Annotated in this window: 17 protein-coding genes; 13 read left to right on the top strand and 4 right to left on the bottom strand. The window is 65.1% G+C overall.

What is annotated here, in order from left to right; translation table 11 throughout:
- Nucleotides 1-123: 123 nt before the first annotated feature.
- From dapE to polA, 3 genes are all read left to right on the top strand, one after another.
- Nucleotides 124-1266 (top strand): succinyl-diaminopimelate desuccinylase, encoded by a 1143-nt coding sequence (gene dapE / locus IEX41_RS08510; protein ID WP_188789821.1) that lies wholly within the window; start codon nt 124-126, stop codon nt 1264-1266.
- A gap of 123 nt (nt 1267-1389) precedes the next feature.
- Nucleotides 1390-2787, top strand: a complete 1398-nt coding sequence (locus IEX41_RS08505; RefSeq protein ID WP_188789820.1) for a dihydrolipoyl dehydrogenase — start codon at nt 1390-1392, stop codon at nt 2785-2787.
- 79 nt (nt 2788-2866) lie between these two features.
- Complete coding sequence (polA, locus tag IEX41_RS08500; RefSeq protein WP_188789819.1) at nt 2867-5671, top strand: DNA polymerase I; 2805 nt, start codon at nt 2867-2869, stop codon at nt 5669-5671.
- Between the two features lie 156 nt (nt 5672-5827).
- Here polA and IEX41_RS08495 read toward each other — a convergent pair whose 3' ends face one another.
- A complete protein-coding gene (locus IEX41_RS08495) occupies nt 5828-6829 on the bottom strand; it encodes an adenosine kinase (RefSeq protein WP_188789818.1) in 1002 nt (333 codons plus the stop codon).
- Nucleotides 6826-7470 carry an endonuclease III gene (gene nth, locus IEX41_RS08490; RefSeq protein WP_188789817.1) on the bottom strand — a complete coding sequence of 215 codons (645 nt, stop codon included), beginning with the start codon at nt 7468-7470 and terminating at the stop codon, nt 6826-6828. The genes IEX41_RS08495 and nth overlap by 4 nt, the downstream gene beginning before the upstream one ends.
- Before the next feature lie 108 nt (nt 7471-7578).
- Here nth and IEX41_RS08485 point away from each other — a divergent pair, with 108 nt between their 5' ends.
- Nucleotides 7579-8412, top strand: coding sequence for a methylated-DNA--[protein]-cysteine S-methyltransferase (locus IEX41_RS08485; RefSeq protein WP_188790117.1), 834 nt, complete (start codon nt 7579-7581; stop codon nt 8410-8412).
- Nucleotides 8413-8541: 129 nt separating this feature from the next.
- On the top strand, nt 8542-9210 hold the full coding sequence (locus tag IEX41_RS08480) for a YiaD family glycine zipper/OmpA-like lipoprotein (protein ID WP_188789816.1): 669 nt from the start codon (nt 8542-8544) through the stop codon (nt 9208-9210).
- A gap of 149 nt (nt 9211-9359) precedes the next feature.
- Here IEX41_RS08480 and IEX41_RS08475 read toward each other — a convergent pair whose 3' ends face one another.
- A complete protein-coding gene (locus tag IEX41_RS08475) occupies nt 9360-10049 on the bottom strand; it encodes a sugar transferase (RefSeq protein ID WP_188789815.1) in 690 nt (229 codons plus the stop codon).
- A 949-nt stretch (nt 10050-10998) separates the two neighbouring features.
- Here IEX41_RS08475 and IEX41_RS08470 point away from each other — a divergent pair.
- The 8 genes from IEX41_RS08470 (at nt 10999) to IEX41_RS08435 (ending at nt 18813) form a co-directional block, all read left to right on the top strand.
- Nucleotides 10999-11613 carry a ribonuclease D gene (locus IEX41_RS08470; protein ID WP_188789814.1) on the top strand — a complete coding sequence of 205 codons (615 nt, stop codon included), beginning with the start codon at nt 10999-11001 and terminating at the stop codon, nt 11611-11613.
- A gap of 1 nt (nt 11614) precedes the next feature.
- Complete coding sequence (gene lptC, locus IEX41_RS08465; protein WP_188789813.1) at nt 11615-12217, top strand: LPS export ABC transporter periplasmic protein LptC; 603 nt, start codon at nt 11615-11617, stop codon at nt 12215-12217.
- 12 nt (nt 12218-12229) lie between these two features.
- Nucleotides 12230-12733, top strand: coding sequence for a lipopolysaccharide transport periplasmic protein LptA (gene lptA, locus IEX41_RS08460; protein WP_188789812.1), 504 nt, complete (start codon nt 12230-12232; stop codon nt 12731-12733).
- Between the two features lie 9 nt (nt 12734-12742).
- Nucleotides 12743-13501: an LPS export ABC transporter ATP-binding protein gene (lptB, locus tag IEX41_RS08455; RefSeq protein ID WP_188789811.1), complete on the top strand. Its 759-nt coding sequence runs from the start codon at nt 12743-12745 to the stop codon at nt 13499-13501.
- 276 nt (nt 13502-13777) lie between these two features.
- A complete protein-coding gene (hpf, locus tag IEX41_RS08450) occupies nt 13778-14341 on the top strand; it encodes a ribosome hibernation-promoting factor, HPF/YfiA family (RefSeq protein ID WP_188789810.1) in 564 nt (187 codons plus the stop codon).
- A gap of 55 nt (nt 14342-14396) precedes the next feature.
- Nucleotides 14397-14861 carry a PTS sugar transporter subunit IIA gene (locus IEX41_RS08445; protein WP_188789809.1) on the top strand — a complete coding sequence of 155 codons (465 nt, stop codon included), beginning with the start codon at nt 14397-14399 and terminating at the stop codon, nt 14859-14861.
- Between the two features lie 278 nt (nt 14862-15139).
- Nucleotides 15140-17437, top strand: coding sequence for a ribonuclease R (gene rnr / locus IEX41_RS08440; protein ID WP_188789808.1), 2298 nt, complete (start codon nt 15140-15142; stop codon nt 17435-17437).
- A gap of 107 nt (nt 17438-17544) precedes the next feature.
- Nucleotides 17545-18813 carry a lytic murein transglycosylase gene (locus IEX41_RS08435; RefSeq protein ID WP_188789807.1) on the top strand — a complete coding sequence of 423 codons (1269 nt, stop codon included), beginning with the start codon at nt 17545-17547 and terminating at the stop codon, nt 18811-18813.
- A 624-nt stretch (nt 18814-19437) separates the two neighbouring features.
- On the opposite strand, the gene IEX41_RS08430 is transcribed toward IEX41_RS08435, so the two are convergent.
- The gene (locus tag IEX41_RS08430; protein WP_188790116.1) at nt 19438-19920 is read right to left on the bottom strand and encodes an RNA pyrophosphohydrolase; all 483 of its coding nucleotides are present in this window, start codon (nt 19918-19920) and stop codon (nt 19438-19440) included.
- Between the last annotated feature and the right edge of the window lie 44 nt (nt 19921-19964).

The raw sequence follows: 19964 nt of genomic DNA, 5'->3' as shown, positions 1-19964 counted from the left end.
TGCCCGAACAGGGGCACGCCCGTGGAAACCGGACCATCGTTCTCCACGCCCGTCATGCTACAGGTTTGCCCTTTGTCCGCCGCTGCGCTAGCCCGGAGGGCACGCAAACGCAGGAGCCATGACATGACCGACCCCGTCGACCTTACCGCCCGGCTTATCCGCTGCCCCTCGGTCACACCCGCCGAAGGCGGTGCGCTGGTGCTGTTGCAGGAGTTGCTGACCGAGGCCGGCTTCACCTGCTACCGGGTCGACAGGAACGGAACGTCGAACCTTTATGCCCGGTGGGGCGACAAGGGCCACCCCCGCACCTTCGGCTTCAACGGCCACACCGACGTTGTGCCAGTGGGCGACGAGGCGGCCTGGACCGCCGATCCCTTCGGGGCCGAGATCCGGGACGGCGTGATGTACGGGCGCGGGGCCACGGACATGAAATCCGGCGTCGCCGCCTTTGCCGCCGCCGCCGTGGATTTCGTCAGGGACACGCCCCCCGACGGTGCCATCGTGCTGGCCATCACCGGTGATGAAGAGGGGGACGCCACTGACGGCACCATCGCCCTGCTCGACTGGATGGACGCCGAGGCCGAGGCGATGACGGTCTGCCTCGTGGGCGAGCCGACCTGCCCGTCGCAGATGGGTGAAATGATGAAGATCGGGCGGCGCGGGTCCCTGTCCGCGTGGTTCACCGTGACCGGGCGGCAGGGCCATTCCGCCTACCCGCACCGGGCGCTCAACCCCATGCCCGCCATGGCGCGGCTGATGGATCGGCTGGCGTCCCATACGCTTGATGAGGGTACGGACCATTTCGACGCCTCGACGCTTGCGGTGGTGACCATCGACACCGGCAACCCGGCCACCAACGTGATCCCGGCGCAGACCCGCGCCACGGTCAACATCCGCTTCAACGACCTGCACAGCGGCGCATCCCTGTCGGACTGGCTGCGCGAGGAGGCCGCCGCCGTGGATACCGCCTTCGGCACCACCACTGAAATCCGCATCAAGGTGTCGGGCGAAAGCTTCCTTACCCCGCCGGGGGCGCTGTCGGACATCATCGGCCGCGCCGTCGAGGCCGAAACCGGCGTGGTGCCAGAGCTGTCGACCTCGGGCGGCACCTCGGATGCGCGCTTCGTCAAGACCCACTGCCCGGTGGTGGAATTCGGCCTCGTGGGCAAGACCATGCACCAGGTGGACGAATGCGTGCCGGTGGAGCAGATCGACCAGCTGAAAGCGATCTACACCCGCATCCTGCGCGACTGGTTCGCGGACTGACCAGCGCAGACTGGCCCCATCGGGCCGACAGCCTGCGAGTGATGGCGGAAGGCCGGGCGGAACTCGGCCCGGCCTTCCGCCGTTCCCTTCCAGACCCCGATTGACCGGGCGGAAAGGGACCCCATGACAGACCTTACCTGCGACGTCGCCATCATCGGCGCCGGAACCGCCGGGCTCGCCGCCGAGCGCAGCGCCCGCAAGAATGGCGCGACCACCCTTCTCATCGACCCGGAATTCATCGGCACCACCTGCGCCACCGTGGGCTGCATGCCCTCGAAGCTGCTGATCGCCGCCGCCCACCGCGCCCATGATGCCCGCGGCACCGACACTTTCGGAGTGCACACTGGCGAGGTCACGGTGAACGGCCCCGAGGTCATGACCCGCCTGCGCCGCCTGCGCGACGACTTCGCCGGGGCCACCCGTGATAGCATCATGGACCTGCCGGACGAGATACGCATCCAGTCCCGCGCCCATTTCACTGGCCCCACCACGCTGGAACTCGAAGACGGGCGCAGTGTCAGCGCGAAAGCGGTGATCATCGCCACCGGCTCTTCCCCCATGGTACCCCCGCCCTACCGCGATCTGGGTGACCGGCTGCTGACCAACGACACGCTGTTCGAGCTGCCCGACCTGCCCCGCCGACTTGCAGTGATTGGCGGCGGGATCATCGGGATGGAGCTGGCGCAGGCCATGGCACGGCTCGGGGTGAAGGTGACACTTTTCGATCAGTCTGACAGCCTTGGCGGCACCCGGGACGAGGACATACACGATGCGCTGTACGACGCGCTGAGCCACGAGATGACCCTGCGCCTCGGCACAGACCCGCAGCCCACCGCCCTCGAGGTTGGTCTGCGCATCGACTGGGAGGGCGGATCGGAAGAGTTCGACAAGGTGCTCGTCGCCACCGGTCGGCCGCCGAACATCAAGGGGCTGGGGCTCGATGCCACTGGCCTCGATCTGGATGACAAGGGCATGCCGCAGGTCTGCCCTGCCACGCTGCAATGCGGTGATCTGCCGATCTTCATGGTGGGCGACGCCGATGCCGACCGCCCCCTCCTGCATGAGGCAAGCGACGAAGGTGCCATCGCCGGGCGCAATGCGGTGAGCTTCCCCGCCCCCGTGCCCGGCACCCGCAAGGTTCCGCTGGCGGTGACCTTCACCGACCCGCCGCTGGTCACCGTGGGCCAACCTGCGGACGAGGGCGCCGTCACCGGCACCGCCGACTACACCGATCAGGGCCGCGCGAAGGTCGAGGATCGGGCCACCGGGCTGGCGCGGCTACACGCCGACCGTGAAGGACGGCTCATTGGCGCCGACCTCTTCTGCCCCGGCGCGGACCACATGGCCCACCTGCTGGCGCTTGCCATCACCCAGGGCATGACCGCCGGAGACATGCTCGACCTGCCGATCTACCATCCCACTCTGGAAGAGGGGCTCAAGACCGCACTGCGCGAGATTTGCGGGGCAATTCCGCTGCAACACCCCGGAGACCGCGATTGCGGATCGCCATCGGGCGCCTGACCCCGTATCCGCACTGGCGAAGCGGGCGCGCCCGTGGCACACCTGCGCCTCAAGGACTAGGCGAAGAAGGACGCGACACATGACCCAGTTCGGCAAGGGCTGCCACCTGCACCTGATCGACGGATCGGCCTTCATCTTCCGCGCCTACCACGCGCTGCCGCCGCTGACGCGGAAATCCGACGGCATGCCCATCGGGGCGGTCTCGGGCTTCTGCAACATGCTGCAGAAATATGTCGAGGACAACGCAGGCCCCGATGCGCCGACCCACGTGGCGGTGATTTTCGACAAGGGCTCGCACACCTTCCGCAACGATCTTTACGACCAGTACAAGGCCAACCGCGAGGCCATGCCCGAGGATCTGCGCCCGCAGATCCCGCTGACCCGCGAGGCGACCATCGCCTTCAACATCGCCTGCAAGGAAACCGAAGGCTATGAGGCCGACGACATCATCGCCACCCTCGCCTGCCAGGCCCGCGAGGCCGGCGGGCGTGTGACGATCATCAGCTCGGACAAGGACCTCATGCAGCTGGTGGGCGACGGGGTCGAGATGTTCGACGCCATGAAGAACCGCCGCATCGACCGCGAGGGCGTGATGGAGAAGTTCGGCGTCGCCCCTGACCGGGTAGTGGACGTGCAGGCGCTTGCGGGAGATTCGGTCGACAACGTGCCCGGCGCGCCCGGCATCGGCATCAAAACCGCCGCCCTGCTCATCAACGAATACGGCTCGCTCGAAGAGCTGCTCGACCGCGCCGAGGAGATCAAGCAGCCCAAGCGCCGCCAGACCCTCATCGACAAGCGCGAACAGATCGAGCTGTCGAAAAAGCTGGTCCAGCTCGATTGCAATACGCCGCTGGACTACACGCTCGACGATCTCGAGGTGCGCGAGCCGGATCCGGACACCATCCTTGGCTTCCTGTCCAAGATGGAATTCCGCAGCCTGACCAAACGCATCGCTGACAGCCTTGGCGCAGACGCGCCGGTCATTGCGGAAACCGCGCCGCAGGCCGCCCCCGAAGCCGCAGCCGCGCCCGAATTCCCCGCCATCGACCCCGAAAGTTACACTTGGGTTAAAACCGCCGAGGACCTCGCCCCCTTCATCGCCGAAGCGCACGAGCGCGGCTGGGTTGCCGTGGACACCGAAACCACCGGCCTCAACGAGATGGCCTGCGATCTGGTAGGTGTTTCGCTTTGCACCACGGCGGGCAAGGCCTGCTACATCCCGCTGGCCCATCGCAGCGCCGCCACGGATGACCTTTTCGGGTCGGACGATCTGGCCGAGGGGCAGATCCCCATGCAGGAGGCGCTGGATCTGCTGAAGCCTCTGCTCGAGGATCCGGCGGTGATGAAGATCGGTCAGAACATGAAGTATGACCTGAAGGTGCTGGCCCGCTACGGCATCAATATCGCGCCCTTCGATGACACCATGCTGATGTCCTACGCCATGCATGGCGGTTTGCACGGGCATGGCATGGACACGCTGTCCGAACGGTATCTGTCGCACGAGCCGATCCCGATCAAGTCGCTGCTGGGGTCGGGCAAGAGCATGATCACCTTCGACCGCGTGCCCGTCGCGGATGCGGTGAAATACGCCGCCGAGGATGCGGACATCACCCTGCGCCTATGGCAGATCTTCAAGCCGCAGCTCAGCCCCAAGAAGGTCACGCGGGTCTACGAAGGGCTCGAACGTCCGCTGGTGCCGGTGCTGGCGCAGATGGAGATGGCGGGGGTCGAGGTTGACCGCGCCACGCTGTCGCGCATGTCCAGCGCCTTTGCCCAGAAGATGGCCGCGCTCGAGGCGGAAATCCACGAGCTTGCGGGCGAGACGTTCAACGTGGGCTCGCCCAAGCAGCTGGGCGAGATCCTCTTCGACAAGATGTCCCTGCCCGGCGGCAAGAAGGGCAAGACCGGGGCCTATGCCACCGGGGCCGACGTGCTCGAGGATCTGGCGACGGAACACGACCTGCCGGGCCGCGTTCTGGACTGGCGGCAGCTGTCCAAGCTCAAAAGCACCTACACCGACGCCCTGCAGGAACATATCAACAAGGACACCGGGAGGGTCCACACCTCCTACGTCATATCCGGCGCGGTGACCGGGCGGCTGTCGTCCACCGACCCCAACCTGCAGAACATCCCGATCCGTTCCGAAGAAGGCCGCCGCATCCGCGAAGCCTTTGTCGCGCCCGAGGGTAAGACGCTGGTAGCGCTCGATTATTCCCAGATCGAATTGCGCATCCTTGCGCATATGGCGGACATCGGATCGCTCAAGCAGGCATTCCGTGACGGGCAGGACATCCACGCCATGACCGCCTCCGAGATGTTCAATGTGCCCATGGAGGACATGACCCCCGAGATCCGCAGGCAGGCCAAGGCGATTAACTTTGGTGTAATCTACGGCATTTCCGGCTTTGGCCTTGCGCGCAACCTGCGCATTCCGCGCGGCGAGGCGCAAGGATTCATCGACCGCTACTTCGAGCGCTTCCCCGGCATTCGCGATTACATGGACGACACCGTGGCCTTCGCCAAGGAACACCTGCGGGTGGAAACGCTGTTTGGCCGCGTCATCAACACACCCGAGATTGCCGCCAAGGGCCCCCGCGCGGGCTTTGCCAAGCGCGCCGCGATCAACGCGCCGATCCAAGGCACCGCTGCCGACATCATCCGCCGCGCCATGGTGCGCATGCCCGACGCCATCGACGGGCTGCCCGCGAAGATGCTGCTTCAGGTGCACGACGAACTGCTGTTCGAAGTGGAGACCGGCGCCGAGGACGACCTGATCAAGGCCGCTAAATCTGTGATGGAAGGCGCCGCAGAGCCGGTGGTGAAGCTCGATGTGCCTCTGGTGGTGGATGCAGGAATGGGCCGCAACTGGGCCGAAGCGCACTGACGCCCGGCACACCGGCATCAGGTCGGCCAGCTTGGATGGGGCAAGGTTGGAAGGGCCGGTTCGGCAGGCCCGTCGCCGCAGGCCGAAGGGCCGGGACGGCCAGTGTGCAGACCCATCAGAAAAGGCCGGGGCGGCAGCCCGCCCCGGCGCATCGGATCAGTCGATCAGGCCTTCGCGGCGGAACAGCGCGCGGATGTCGGCTTCGGGGCGCGGGCCCATGTGGCCGATGACCTCGGACGCGGCAACGGTGCCCATGCGGCCCGCGGTTGCCATGTCCGCGCCTGTCGCGAGGCCATAGAGGAACCCGGCGGCGAACTGATCGCCCGCGCCGGTGGCATCAACCGGCACTACCTTGGTCACCGGCACGTCCGTCCGCTCTCCGTTGTGAATGATCGTGACGCCATCGCCCGAGCGGGTGCAGACCACCAGCGGGCACAGCTCGGCCACGCGGGCCAGATCGGCCTCAAGCGAATCGTCCTGATAAAGCGACCGGATCTCGGCTTCGTTGCCGATGACGTAGTCCATTTCATTGGCGATGAGCTTGAGGAAATCGTCCCGGTGCCGTTCCACGCAGAACGGGTCGGAAATGGCGATCCCGGCCATGCCACCTGCCGCGCGGCAGGTGCGGGCCATGCGGGTGAAAGCCTCTTTCCCTTTGGGCTTGTCGAAGAGATAGCCTTCGAGGAAGACGATCTCGGCCTGCGCGCCCACCTCGTCCGAGACGTCCTCGGGGCCAAGCTCGGCAGAGATGCCGAGGTAGGTGTTCATCGACCGCTCACCATCGGGGGACACGAAGATCATGCAGCGCGAGCTGGGCAGCTCGCCGCCTTCCACCGGCGGGTTGACGAAATCGGTGCCGTCCTTCTCCATTGCCTCGGCGTAAAAGCGCCCCAGCGCGTCGTCGCGCACCCGGCCCACGAAGCCGGTGCGCAGCCCCAGCGCGCCAATCCCGGCGATGGTGTTGGCGACGGACCCGCCCGGCGCCTGCACCCGGCCTTCCATGGCGCCATACAGCTGTTCAGCACGCTCGCGTTCGACCAGCTGCATGATCCCCTTCTCGATCCCCATGTGATCGAGGAAGGTATCGTCCGAGCGGGTCAGCACGTCGACGATGGCGTTGCCGATGCCGACAACCTGGTATTTCTTGGTGGAGGTCATAAGGTCTTTTCCTCGAACTGGCAGAGGTCGCGGATCAGGCAGGCCCCGCATTTGGGCTTGCGCGCGACACAGGTGTAGCGCCCGTGAAGGATCAGCCAGTGGTGCGCATGCTGCTGGAAATCCACGGGGATGTTGTCTTCGATGGCGCGCTCGGTGGCGACCACGTCCTTGCCGGGGCAGATCCCCGACCGGTTGCCGACACGGAAGATATGGGTGTCCACCGCCTGCGCCGGGTAATGCCACCACATGTTCAATACAACGTTGGCCGTCTTGCGCCCCACACCGGGCAGCGACTCGAGCGCGGCGCGGGAACAGGGCACCTCGCCTCCGTAGTCCTCGTGCAGGATGCGGGACAGCTTGATGACGTTCTTGGCCTTGTTGCGGTAAAGGCCGATGGTCTTGATATGATCGGTCACACCCTCTTCGCCCAAGGCCAGCATCTTCTCGGGGGTGTCGGCGATTTCGAAGAGTTTTGCGGTGGCCTTGTTGACCCCGGCATCCGTCGCCTGCGCCGAAAGCGCCACTGCCACCACGAGGGTAAAGGCGTTGACGTGGTGAAGCTCGCCCTTGGGTTCGGGCTCGGCCTCGTGAAAGCGCGTGAAGATCTCGCGCAGGGTGTGATAATCAAGCTGCTTTGCCATGCCCACCCTGATGCCCGAGCGGCGCGGGATGCGCAATATTCGGGTCGCATCCGGCCCACGTTTGCCGCCTAATGGGGTATCGGGGCCGGAGACGAGACCATGAACCAGATGCAAAAGACCTCAGGCTACCATTACGAGGTGATGCGCCGCGCCATCGAACTGGTGGACGAACGCGGCCCCGCCTGCACGCTCGACGAGCTCGCCGGCGGCATGGGCATGAGCCCGGCGCATTTCCAGCGCCTGTTCTCGACCTGGGCCGGGGTGTCGCCGAAGCGCCTGCAACAGTACCTTGCCCTCGGCCACGCCAAGGCCCTGCTGGAAGATCGGCACAGCACCCTTGATACCGCGCTGGCGGCGGGGCTGTCCGGGGGCGGGCGGCTGCACGACCTGTTCCTGCGCTGGGAGGCCATGAGCCCCGGCGATTTTGCGAAGGGCGGTGACGGGCTGATGATCCGCTGGGGCCGTTTCGACAGCCCCTTTGGCCCTGCCATCATCATGGGCACCGAACGGGGCATCTGCGGCATCGCCTTCACTGCCGAAGCAGGTGAGGAGGCTGCAATGGCCGACCTCTGCGCCCGCTGGCCCGGCGCGCGCTATGTCGAAGAACCCGCGCCGCTTGCCCCCTGGGCCGATGCCGCCTTCGGGCGCAGCGATGCCGAGGTACCACTGTTCGTCATTGGCGCCCCCTTCCAGATCAAGGTGTGGGAGGCGCTGATGTCGATCCCCTCGGGGCATGTGACCACCTATTCCGACATTGCCGCCGCCATCGGCAGCCCGAAGGCGGTGCGGGCGGTCGGCACGGCGGTGGGGCGCAACCCGATCTCACTGCTGATTCCCTGCCATAGGGCGCTGCGCAAATCGGGCGGCCTTGGAGGGTATCACTGGGGACTGCCGGTGAAGCGCGCCATCCTCGCGTGGGAAAGCGCGCGGCTCGAGGCCTGAAACGCTGAGTTACATTTTGGGCGGAAGGCTGCCGACCGCACACGGAATGTTCGGTTGGCGAAAGCAAACGGCGCGCTATAACGTCGCCAGAGCCCTTTGAAACGGGACGAGTGACAGATGAGGCACAAGATGATCCGGGTCAAAACCCCCCTTATGGTTTCCCTCGCGGCCGCGATGGCGCTCAGCGCCTGTGCCGAGAACCAGATGTTCAACGAGAACAACCCCAACAACAACACCAACCGCGGTATCGCCATCGGCGCGCTGGGTGGTGCTATCGCCGGTCGCGCGATCGGCGGCAACAACGATGACCGCGTCAAGAACGCCGCCGCGGGCGCCCTTGCCGGTGCCGTCGCGGGTGGCCTGATCGGCAACCAGCTCGACAAGCAGGAAGCGGCGCTCCGCCAGCAGCTTGGCAACAACGTGTCGATCAACAACACCGGTGATCGCCTCGTCGTGACCATGCCGCAGGACATCCTGTTCGCGACCGACAGCGCCACCCTGCGCGGCGACCTGACCGCCGATATCCGCACTGTCGGCCGGTCGCTTCTCGATTACCCGAACACCACCGTTCAGGTGGTGGGCCACACCGACAGTGACGGCGCAGCCGCCTATAACCAAAGCCTGTCGCAGCGCCGCGCCCAGGCCGTGGCCAGCGTGCTGATGTCCGAAGGCGTGCCGTCTTACCGCGTGCAATCCATCGGCCGCGGCGAAGACCAGCCGATCGCCTCCAACCTCACCGCCGAGGGCAAGCAGCGCAACCGCCGCGTGGAAATCGTGATCCTGCCCAACGCTTCCTGATCCCATCAGGGCCGACGAAGCGAGGCGCGCTGCGGAGAACCCGCGGCGCGCCTTTTTCATGGGCTCTGCCCTGCCGCCTAGGCGCAGAAGAAGAAAGGCCCCCTCGAATGAGGAGGCCTTTCGTGAGCTTCTTGAGAGAGAGAGAAGCGTCAGCAGCCAGTGCCTTTGATGACGACCTTGACCGTCTTCAAAAGTATTTTCATATCCGCCTTAAGAGACAGTTGACGCAGATAGTCGGTGTCGAAGCCGGCACGCTCGGCGAAGCTGGATTCGTTGCGGACCGAGGTCTGCCAGAAGCCGGTGATGCCGGGACGCAGGGCGTAATAGGCAGTCCCCGGGTAGATGTCCTGCTGCTCCACCATCATGGGGCGCGGCCCCACGAGGCTCATGTCGCCGCGCAGCACGTTCCAGAGCTGCGGCAGTTCGTCGAGCGAGGTCTTGCGGATGATGCGGCCGATCCGAGTGATGCGCGGATCGTGGCGCAGTTTCTGGGTGCGGGTCCATTCCTCCCGGGCTTCGGGATTGGCGGCGAGGTAGGCGTCGAGCCGGCTGTCCGCATCCTTTACCATCGAGCGCAGCTTCCACATGTGAAACACGCGGCCATTCCGGCCCACGCGTTTCTGCAGGTAGATCGGCGAATGTCCGTCACAGGCGATGAGGGCGGCAAGGACAAGAGTGACGAGCATCACCGGCAGCACGCCGATCGCGATCAGTGCGATGTCAAGACCACGCTTGGCGACATTACGATAGAACGCAGAGCGGGGCGTCGAGAAAAGCGCGGTGTCGATCAGCGTTTCAAGCTGGGCCGTCGGCAGCGGCTGGCGGATCTGCAGTGTCACAATAACCTCCCGGAGGCGTGCGTTACCGGAAGCTTTGGGTTGGTCTGAATGACGGCTGCATATCGGCAAGACCTATCCGTGAGGTCGGACAGAGTCCGACCAGAGGGGGGGGCCATCCCGGCATGCCGGGGCAGATGATGCAAATGTCAGATCCGAGCGGATCGCAGCAGACTTTACCCTGTTCTCCCGAATGGGCAGCACCAACCCCCAGTGCCGTAGTTTGTCGAGAATGTGTCCATCCTTCGACTTTTAGAGATATGGCGTCCAACCCGTGGCACGTCAACAAGTGGTTTATATGCACACCAATAGGTTGTTCACCCCGTCTGATGACAGGCGAGCGTATGCCGCTTGGATGGGCCGGCGCGCGGGCGGTATCGTCAGACCAGTCGAGAGCATGAACCGGGATTCATGTCACACGGAGACCTCGGACGCCTCAAATTAGATCATCAACAATGCGCCACTAACTCGCCTTAAAGTGGCATTAATATTGGAAACAATTCGCGATAATCCGGGCCACTTTCCATTTCATATTGCGAATATTGATTTTTTGGCTCGACTGAGACAACGAAGACGTCATGAACTCATTATAAACCAGAAACAGTGCTGAGGCCCGAGCCAGGCCGACCGTGACAAAACGACGCCCGAGCCACGCCTGCCTCGACCAAACGCCGGCGGATCGACGCAGCTACTCGCTCCGCAAAAAGCACACCCTTAGCGTGCACGCCGGACATCACGAAATGTTACATTCTGTCACTTTTCGTCATCATCTACTCCGGACTCCACAGAGAGGACGCCCACTTCACGCCACATTCCTGCCGAATCGCACCACATTTGCCGCTTCATTCGGACCAAATGTGGCAAGCTTGGGAACGCGGCCCCAGTTGCGCGCCGGGTCGCTTCTGCCTATGTCCAGCGCACTGCCCGCAGGACTGTGAAAGGGGTCGGATCCATGGCAAACCATCTGCACAAAGGCGATCTGCCGGACGGCCTCGACCTCGGCCCGGTCGTCGCCATCGACTGCGAGACCATGGGCCTCGACCATCAGAGGGACCGGTTGTGTGTCGTCCAGCTGTCTTCCGGTGACGGTGACGCGCATCTGGTCCAGGTGGCCAGAGGCCAGACCCACGCGCCGAACCTGTGCAACCTTCTGGCCGATCCGGACGTGCTCAAGCTGTTCCACTTCGGGCGCTTCGACATTGCCGCCATGCAGCATGCTTTCGGCACACTGGCCGCGCCGGTCTACTGCACCAAGATCGCCAGCCGCCTCGTGCGTACCTACACCGACCGCCACGGGCTCAAGGCGATCACCCAAGAGCTTCTGGGTGTCGACATCTCCAAGCAGCAGCAATCCAGCGACTGGGGTGCGGACGAGCTGAGCAAGGCACAGATCGACTACGCCGCATCGGACGTCCTTCACCTGCATCACCTGCGCGAGGCGCTCAACGCCATGCTGGTCCGCGAAGGCCGGATGGAGATCGCGCAGCACTGCTTCGACTTCCTGCCGACCCGCGCGATGCTCGACCTTGAGGGTTGGGCTGACACTGACATCTTCGCCCATTCCTGACATGGCACCGCGCGGAGACACATATTCCCGGTTCGTCGGTTGGCTGAAACTGCTTTTGCCGCTGGCAGCGCTTGCCTTGCTCTCGACGCTGTTCCTGTTGCCGCGTGGCACGGAGCCCACCATCGACCTGCCTTTCATGCAGGGCAGCGGATCGCCGGGGCGCGAACAGATCGTCGGCCCAAACTTTGCCGGCACCACTGCCAAAGGGGACCAGTTGCGCCTGACCGCCGAACGGGCCGAGCCGGTAGACGGCGCACTGGACCGGATCCGCGCCTTCAGCCTCGATGCCGCGCTCGACATGGCGGACGGCAGCCGCGTGACCCTGCGTTCGGCGGAGGGGCTGGTGGACGAGAACACCCGAAGCGCCGACCTTGAGGGAGCGGTGGAAATCACCAGCACCACCGGCTATGTCATGACCACGGAGCGCATGCGCACTGCTCTGGACCGGATCGAGGCGGAAACGCTTGCGCCCGTTTCGGGCAAGGGGCCAGCGGGGGAGTTCACCGCCGGACGGCTGGTGATCACCGGCGAAGAGTCCAGCGATGATGTGCAACTGCTGTTCACGGACGGTGTAAAGCTGGTATACGACCCGAAAGATCCTTGAGGACGCTACAAGATGCTTCGTTTCACGACCGCAGCCCTTACCGCCGCGTTCATTGCCGTTTCCGGTCCGCTGCTGGCGCAGGGGGCGCAGGTCGCTTTCGGAGGCATGCAGCAGGACACCGACGCGCCCGTCGAGGTGACCGCCGACCAGCTTCAGGTCAACCAATCCGACGGCACTGCGCTTTATACCGGCAACGTGGTCATCGGTCAGGGCGAGATGCGCCTCGCCGCGCCGCGCGTGCTGGTGATCTATACCGAAGGCCAAGGCCGCATCGACCGGCTCGAGGCGTCGGGCGGTGTCACGCTAGTCAGCGGTGAAGAGGCTGCCGAGGCCGAGCGCGCCGATTACAGCATCGACACCGGCACCGTGGTGATGACCGGCAACGTCCTTCTCACGCAGGGCAACAACGCGCTGACCTCCGAGCGGATGGTCGTCAACCTCGAGGATGGCACCGCCGAGATGACCGGTCGGGTGCGCACCGTGCTCAACCAGGGCGACGACGCCGCGCAGCAGTAAAGAGACGACATGGCCCGCCCCGACACGACCAGCACCGAAGGCGACAGCGGCCTTCGCGTTCGCCACCTGCGCAAGAGCTACCGCAAGCGCGTGGTGATCCGCGACGTGACGCTCGACCTCAACCGGGGCGAGGTCGTCGCCCTGCTCGGTCCCAACGGGTCGGGCAAGACCACCACCTTCTACGCCGTGGCGGGCCTCGTGAACCCCGAAGGCGGGCAGGTCACCATCGACGGGCGTGACGCCACCTGGCTGCCCATGTACCGCCGCGCCCGGCTGGGAATCGGATACCTGCCGCAGGAGATGTCGATCTTTCGCGGCCTGTCGGTCGAGGACAACATCTCGGCCGTGCTCGACATCGCCGAGGGCGACGGCCACCGCCGCCGTGAACGGTTAGAGGAGCTGCTGGGCGAGTTCTCGATCGAGCACCTGCGCCGGGCTCCGGCGCTTGCCCTGTCGGGCGGTGAACGCCGCCGGGTCGAGATTGCCCGCTGCCTTGCCGCCAATCCCCGCTATTTGCTGCTGGACGAGCCCTTCGCCGGGGTCGACCCGATCAGCGTCGGCGATATCCGCCACCTTGTCGCGGACCTGAAAAGCCGCGGCATCGGCGTGCTCATCACAGACCACAACGTGAGGGAAACGCTGGAAATCGTCGACCGTGCCTACATCCTGCACGACGGTAAGGTGCTGATGCACGGCACCCCCGCCGAAGTCGTCCAGAACGAGAACGTGCGCCGCGTCTACTTGGGCGAGAACTTCCGAATCGACTGATGGTCATGCCGCGACGCGGCTTTACCAATCGTTCAGGCTGGCAGGCCGCAACCCGCTTCGCCTTGTGACAGATCATTGACAGACTCTGCGTTCCTCGCGTCAAATATACCCCATGACGCAACGTGATCTTGCATGCCAGACCAAGCGCCACCCCAGGGAGAGGGCCGGCACGTCATTGGATGCAAAGTGGTTGCGTCGCCCCCGGTCCGTCCCCACATCCCTAAGGCCCCAGAGGGCATTCGTGGAAGTCGGATCCAACGATGAGAAGGAATGAAAATGCGCTATCAGATCACGGGTAAGCAGATCGACATTGGCGAAGCGCTTCAGACGCACGTCAAGAACGAGATGGGCGTCATCTTCGACAAGTATTCGAACAGACCCACCGACGCCCAGGTGACCTTTTCCAAAAGTGCGCATGAATATGTCTGCGAAGTCACGGTCCACCTGTCCACCGGCCTGAACTGCACGGCCAAGGACAAGGCGACCGAGATCTACGCCGCCTTCCAGGGAGCCTCCGAAAAAATCGACAAGCAGCTGCGTCGCTACAAGCGTCGTCTGAAGGATCACCACAAGGACCGGTCACAGCCCGTTGAACTCTTCGGGGTGTCCTCGTATATCCTCGCCGGCGAGTCGGACACTGGTGCCGAGGAGCCCGATAGCCTTCAGCCTATCATCGTGGCAGAGATGGAAACCCAGATTCCCTCTCTCTCCGTGGGCGAGGCCGTGATGCAGATGGAGCTTGCCGGCGCGCCCGTGCTGGTGTTCCGTAATGAAAAGAAGGATGGCGTGAACGTCGTTTACCGTCGTGAAGACGGCAATATCGGCTGGATCGATCCGTAAGACGATCGGCACCGCGACGGGCTTGCCCCAAAGAGCAGACACTGAAAGGCGGTCCATGACCTTTCTGGAACTACTCAAACCGCAGGCGGTCAAGGTCGTCGCGGCTGCCAGCAGCAAGAAGCGGCTGATGCATGACATCGCCGAACTGGCCGAGAGCGCTTACGAGCTCTCGGCACCCCGCGTCGTCGAGGGACTGATGGAGCGCGAAAGCCTCGGGCCCACCGGTGTGGGCCATGGTGTCGCGCTGCCGCACTCGCGCCTTTCGGGCCTCGACGAGGTGCGCGGTGTGTTCATCCTTCTGGAAAAGCCGGTGGACTTCGAATCAGTTGACCGCCAGCCCGTGGACATCGCGCTTGCACTGTTCGCGCCCGAGGATGCCGGGGTGGAACATCTCAAGGCGCTGGCCCTCGTATCCCGCACCCTGCGCGATCCGGCCCTTTGCACCAAGCTGCGGGCCAATCCCGATCCGGCGACGCTCTATGCAATACTGACCGAAGACCGATCCTCGCAGGCGGCCTGAGCCGTCCGCCTCAGGGTCGGCTCTAAAGCTGCCACTCACGGGGCGGGCATATCAACTGACCCGACGATTGTCCGGACAGCCAGCCTGACCGACCAATCAGGTCCCCCGGCGACCGCCGCAGCAGTGGCGCAGATCCGCACCCTGGCCCGGAGCCGCAGCCGCTGCTCCCACCCTGCCCCGCCGACCGGTCGGGTCTGTCCCTTTTTCCCCATGACCAGCCCCGCCAACACCGCACGATTCGTCATGACGGCGTCGCGGTGGCGTGATACGGCGTAGACATGAGCAAATTGCCGACCAAGGCGGACGTCCTCGACTGGATCTCCGCGAACCCGACCCTCACCTCCAAGCGCGACATTGCCAAGGCATTCGGCATCAAGGGGGCTGCCCGCATCGACCTCAAGCGGGTTCTCAAAGAACTCGAGGACGAGGGTCATCTCGAGAAACGCAAGAAGACCTACCGCGACCCGGACCGGCTGCCCCCCGTCACCGTGCTGCAGATCGAAGCGCCGGACGAGAACGGCGATCTCTTTGCAAAGCCGCTCGAATGGCATGGCGAAGGCGTGGAGCCCGTGGTGCTCTATGTTCCACGCGCCACCGATGCCACGCTTGGACCGGGTGATCGCATCCTTGCCAAGCTGCAGGTGGTGCACGAGGACAGCCACAACTACGAAGCGCGGCTGATCCGCCGGATCGGCCAGACCGCGCTCAGGGTGGTGGGCATCTTCCGCAAGGGCGCCGAGGGCGGCCGCATCCTGCCCATCGACAAGGGGTCGGACAAGGAATGGATCGTCGGCCCCGATGCCACCCATGGCGCGCAGGACGGCGAACTGGTCGAGGCCGAACAGGCAGGCCCCAAGGGCCGCATGGGCAGGCCGAAGGCGCGCATCACCGAACGCCTGGGCGATCCGTCCGAGGCGAAGGCGGTATCGCTCATCGCCATCCACCAGCACGGCATCCCTGACGACTTCCCCGCCGATGTGCTGGCCGAGGCCGACGCGATGAAGCCCGCGGGCCTCAAGGGCCGAACGGATCTGCGCGAGCTGCCGCTGGTCACCATCGACCCCTCCGATGCCCGCGACCATGACGATGCGGTCTATGCAGAGGCGGACGAGGATCCCGGCAACGAGGGCGGCCACGTGGTCTGGGTCGCCATCGCCGACGTCGCCCATTACGTGCGGCCCGGATCCAAGCTGGACATCGAAGCCCGCAAGCGCGGCAACTCGAGCTACTTCCCCGATCGCGTCGTGCCGATGCTGCCCGACCGGCTGTCGGGCGATCTGTGTTCGCTGCACGAAGGCGTGCCGCGCGCCTGTATCGCCGTGCGCATGGTGCTCGATGCCGAAGGTAATAAGAAGAGCCACAAGTTCGTCCGCGCCCTCATGCGCTCGCCCGCCTCGCTGAGCTACCAGCAGGTGCAGGCGGCCATGGACGGCACCCTCGACGACGCCACCGACCCGCTTCTGGAGCCGGTCATCAAACCGCTCTACGCCGCCTACGAGGCCCTGCGCGCGGCCCGCGAGAGGCGCCAGCCGCTGGATCTCGACCTGCCCGAGCGCAAGATCGTGCTCTCGGACGAGGGCAAGGTGACCTCGGTGCAGTTCTCGGAACGGCTCGATGCTCACAAGCTGATCGAGGAGTTCATGGTGCTGGCCAACGTGGCCGCCGCCGAAACCCTCATCGCCAAGCGCACCCCCCTGCTGTTCCGTGTCCACGAGGAGCCGCCGCAGGACAAGCTCGAGGCACTGCGCGAGACCGCCGATGCCGCCGGGCTGTCGCTGGCCAAGGGGCAGGTGCTCAAGACTGCGCATCTCAACAAGCTGCTGCATGACGCGGCGGGCCGGGACGAAGCCGAGCTGATCAACCTGGCCACGCTGCGGTCGATGACGCAGGCCTATTACGGCCCCAAGAACTTCGGTCACTTCGGCCTCGCGCTGAAGGATTACGCCCATTTCACCTCGCCGATCCGGCGCTATTCCGACCTGATCGTCCACCGCGGGCTGATCTCGGCCCATGGCTGGGGCGACGATGGCCTCACCGAGGGCGAGATCGAGCGGCTGGAACAGACCGGCCAGCACATCTCGGACACCGAGCGGCGGTCGATGATGGCCGAACGCGACACCACGGACCGCTACCTTGCCGCCTATCTTGCCGACCGCATCGGCGCGGAGTTCGGCGGGCGGATCAGCGGCATCGCCAAGTTCGGCCTGTTCGTACGCATGGACGAAACCGGGGCTGACGGGCTCGTGCCGATCCGCAACATAGGCAACGAGTATTTCCACTTCGACCGCGAGGCGGGCACCCTCATGGGCTCCGACACCGGCATCGTGATCGGCCTTGGCCAGCGGGTAAAGGTGCGGCTTGCCGAGGCGGTGCCCGTCACCGGCGGCATCGGGCTCGAACTGATCGAACTCGAGGATGCCAAGATGCCCGAAGGGCGCGGCACGGGCCGGCCCTCGCGCCGTCCGGGCGGCAAGCGGGGCAAACCCTCCGGACCACCCCGCCGCAAGGAGAACGCGGCGAAGCGCAAGGATGCCAAGGCCAAGCGCAAGGTCACCCGCCAGCGTCGGTCCAAGTAGCGAGCCGAAGTGGCGGGCGGGACTCCGCCGCCGCGCGCGATCCCCCTTCGCAGCGGGGCGCTCAGGCTGTAGTTTGCGCCCCGAGGCATCATAAGGGAGAACCCGGCATGAGAACGCGGATCCTGAGCATCGCCCTCGTCGCCTGCACCGCCACAATGGCGCAGGCCGAGGCCCCGAACACATCCACCCGACCCGAGGCGCGCCCGGTGCTGTCGACGCAAGGCGATCTGCCGCCGGCGGACAGCGACGTGAAGGGTCCGGACGGGTTCATCGACTGGGTCGCCGCCTTCCGCAGCCGCGCCGCCGAACAGGGCATCCGGGACGACGTGCTCGATGCGGCCTTCTCCGGGGTGGAATACGATCCGGCGGTCATCAAGCGTGACCGCAACCAGAACGAATTCACCAAGACGGTCTGGGAGTATCTCGACAGTGCCGCCTCGGACGCCCGCATCAAGGCCGGCAAGGAGGCGCTGGCTGAGCATGCTGAGCTGCTGCAGCGCATCGAGGACCACTATAACGTCGACAAGCAAGCGGTGGTGGCGATCTGGGGACTGGAAAGCGCCTTCGGCACCTTCCGCGGCTCAGATCCGGTGATCCGCTCGCTCGCGACGCTGGCCTATGACGGCCGGCGCGGCGCCTTCTTCGAAGGCCAGCTGATCGACGCGCTGACCATCCTGCAGAACGGCGACACTGACGCTGCGCACATGCGCGGGTCCTGGGCCGGGGCCATGGGGCACACGCAGTTCATGCCGTCGTCCTTCCTTTCCCTCGCGGTGGACTGGACAGGCGACGGCAAGCGCGACATCTGGTCCGACGATCCTGCCGACGCGCTGGCCTCGGCTGCCAATTACCTGGCGGAAAACGGCTGGACCAAGGGTCAGCCCTGGGGCGTGGAAGTGCGCCTTCCGGACGGTTTCGACTACACGCTCGCAGACCGTGAGATCGAAAAGCAAGGGACGGACTGGGAGGCGCTCGGCGTCACCGACATGTCCGGGGATCCGGTGCCGGATCATGGACCCGCCTCGCTCCTCTTACCCGGCGGGCACGAGGGCGCGGCCTTCATGATCTTCGAGAACTTCTCGGTCATCGAAAGCTACAACACCGCCGATGCCTACGTGATCGGGGTCGGCCACCTTGGTGACCGTATCCTCGGCGGCCCTGCGATCCAGGCCGAGTGGCCCCGCGAGGACCGCGCCCTGACGCTGGACGAACGGCTAGAGCTGCAGGAGCGGCTGCAAGACGTGGGCTTCGATCCCAAGGGTCTCGACGGGCGGATCGGCCCCCTTACCATCGCCGCCGTGCGTGGCTATCAGGAAAGCCGCGACATGGTGCCGGATGGCTATGCCTCTCTGCGAGTGCTGAACGCCCTGCGCTGAGTGCCCTTGCCCCACTCGGCACCCGGTCCGACTGCCGGGCCTGCCTCCGGCGGGGATATTTTCGGCAAGAGGAAACAGGGCGTCCTTCGGCAGGTGCCCGGGCGCGGCCTGCTCTTCGTCTCTTTGAAAATACGCCGGGGGAGTCTCCGCAGGAGACGGGGGCAGAGCCCCCTGCCACATCTCGAACCTCGATGACATTCGGGTTGATGGTCCGATGGATCTAGATGTGCCTTCGTCACGCTTTGGGGCAGGCAAGGAAGGGCCCCTGCGACCTTTCAAACGTTCGCAATCTAAGGTTCACAGGTTAGCCCCGACGAAGCATGGGGCTTAGAAAATACCGGTAAAGCCCGGCTCCCTGAGCCATCTCGACCCTTGGTCAGTCCGTGATTGCGCCAGCGAGCGCACCGCCTCATTCATCATGGCGCAGGTTGGGAAAGCGCGTTAGCGGCAGGCCGCGAGACGCCGGATTTGACGTGAAGGGGCAAAGCCCACCCACAGCAGTCTCCGGCGTGTCGCTAGCCACCCCGTCCCTTGCAAGAACGTTCAAGGAGCGCTGGCACGGCAATGCCCTGAGGCGGAGCGTACCACACGGCGAGTGTAGGAAAGAGCAGCTGCAGCCGTCGTTCAGAGTTTGTCAGCGAAGGCTTTCAGGACCTGCTTGTAGACCGCGCGCTTGAAGGGCACGATCTGTTCGACCACCTCGTCCATGGGCAGCCAGCGCCAGACCGAGAACTCGGGGTGGCTGGTCGCGATGTCCACCTGCTCATCGTTGCCCGCAAAGCGCAGCAGGAACCACTTCTGTTCCTGCCCGCGGTATTTGCCCTTCCAGATCCGCCCCACGAGGTTGTCGGGCAGATCATAGGTGAACCACTCGTCTGTTTCCGCCTCGACGGTCACGAGGTCCGAGGTCACGCCGGTTTCTTCCCAGAGCTCGCGCAGGGCTGCGGTGCGGGCATCCTCGCCCTCGTCGACGCCGCCCTGCGGCATCTGCCAGGCGGGCACCTCGCTGTCGATGCGCTGGCCCACGAACACCTTGCCCTCGGCATTGGCCAGCACGACGCCCACGCAGGGGCGGTAGGGCAGCGCGGCAATCTCTTCGGCACTCAGCAGGGGTTTGGTCATCGAAGCCTCGTCGGAAAAGGAAAGGGCGG

The sequence above is a fragment of the Salipiger pallidus genome (genome assembly GCF_014643635.1).
Lineage (GTDB): Bacteria > Pseudomonadota > Alphaproteobacteria > Rhodobacterales > Rhodobacteraceae > Salipiger > Salipiger pallidus.
The sequence above is the reverse complement of the archived record's forward strand: the minus strand, read 5'-3'. Positions and strand labels throughout refer to the sequence as shown.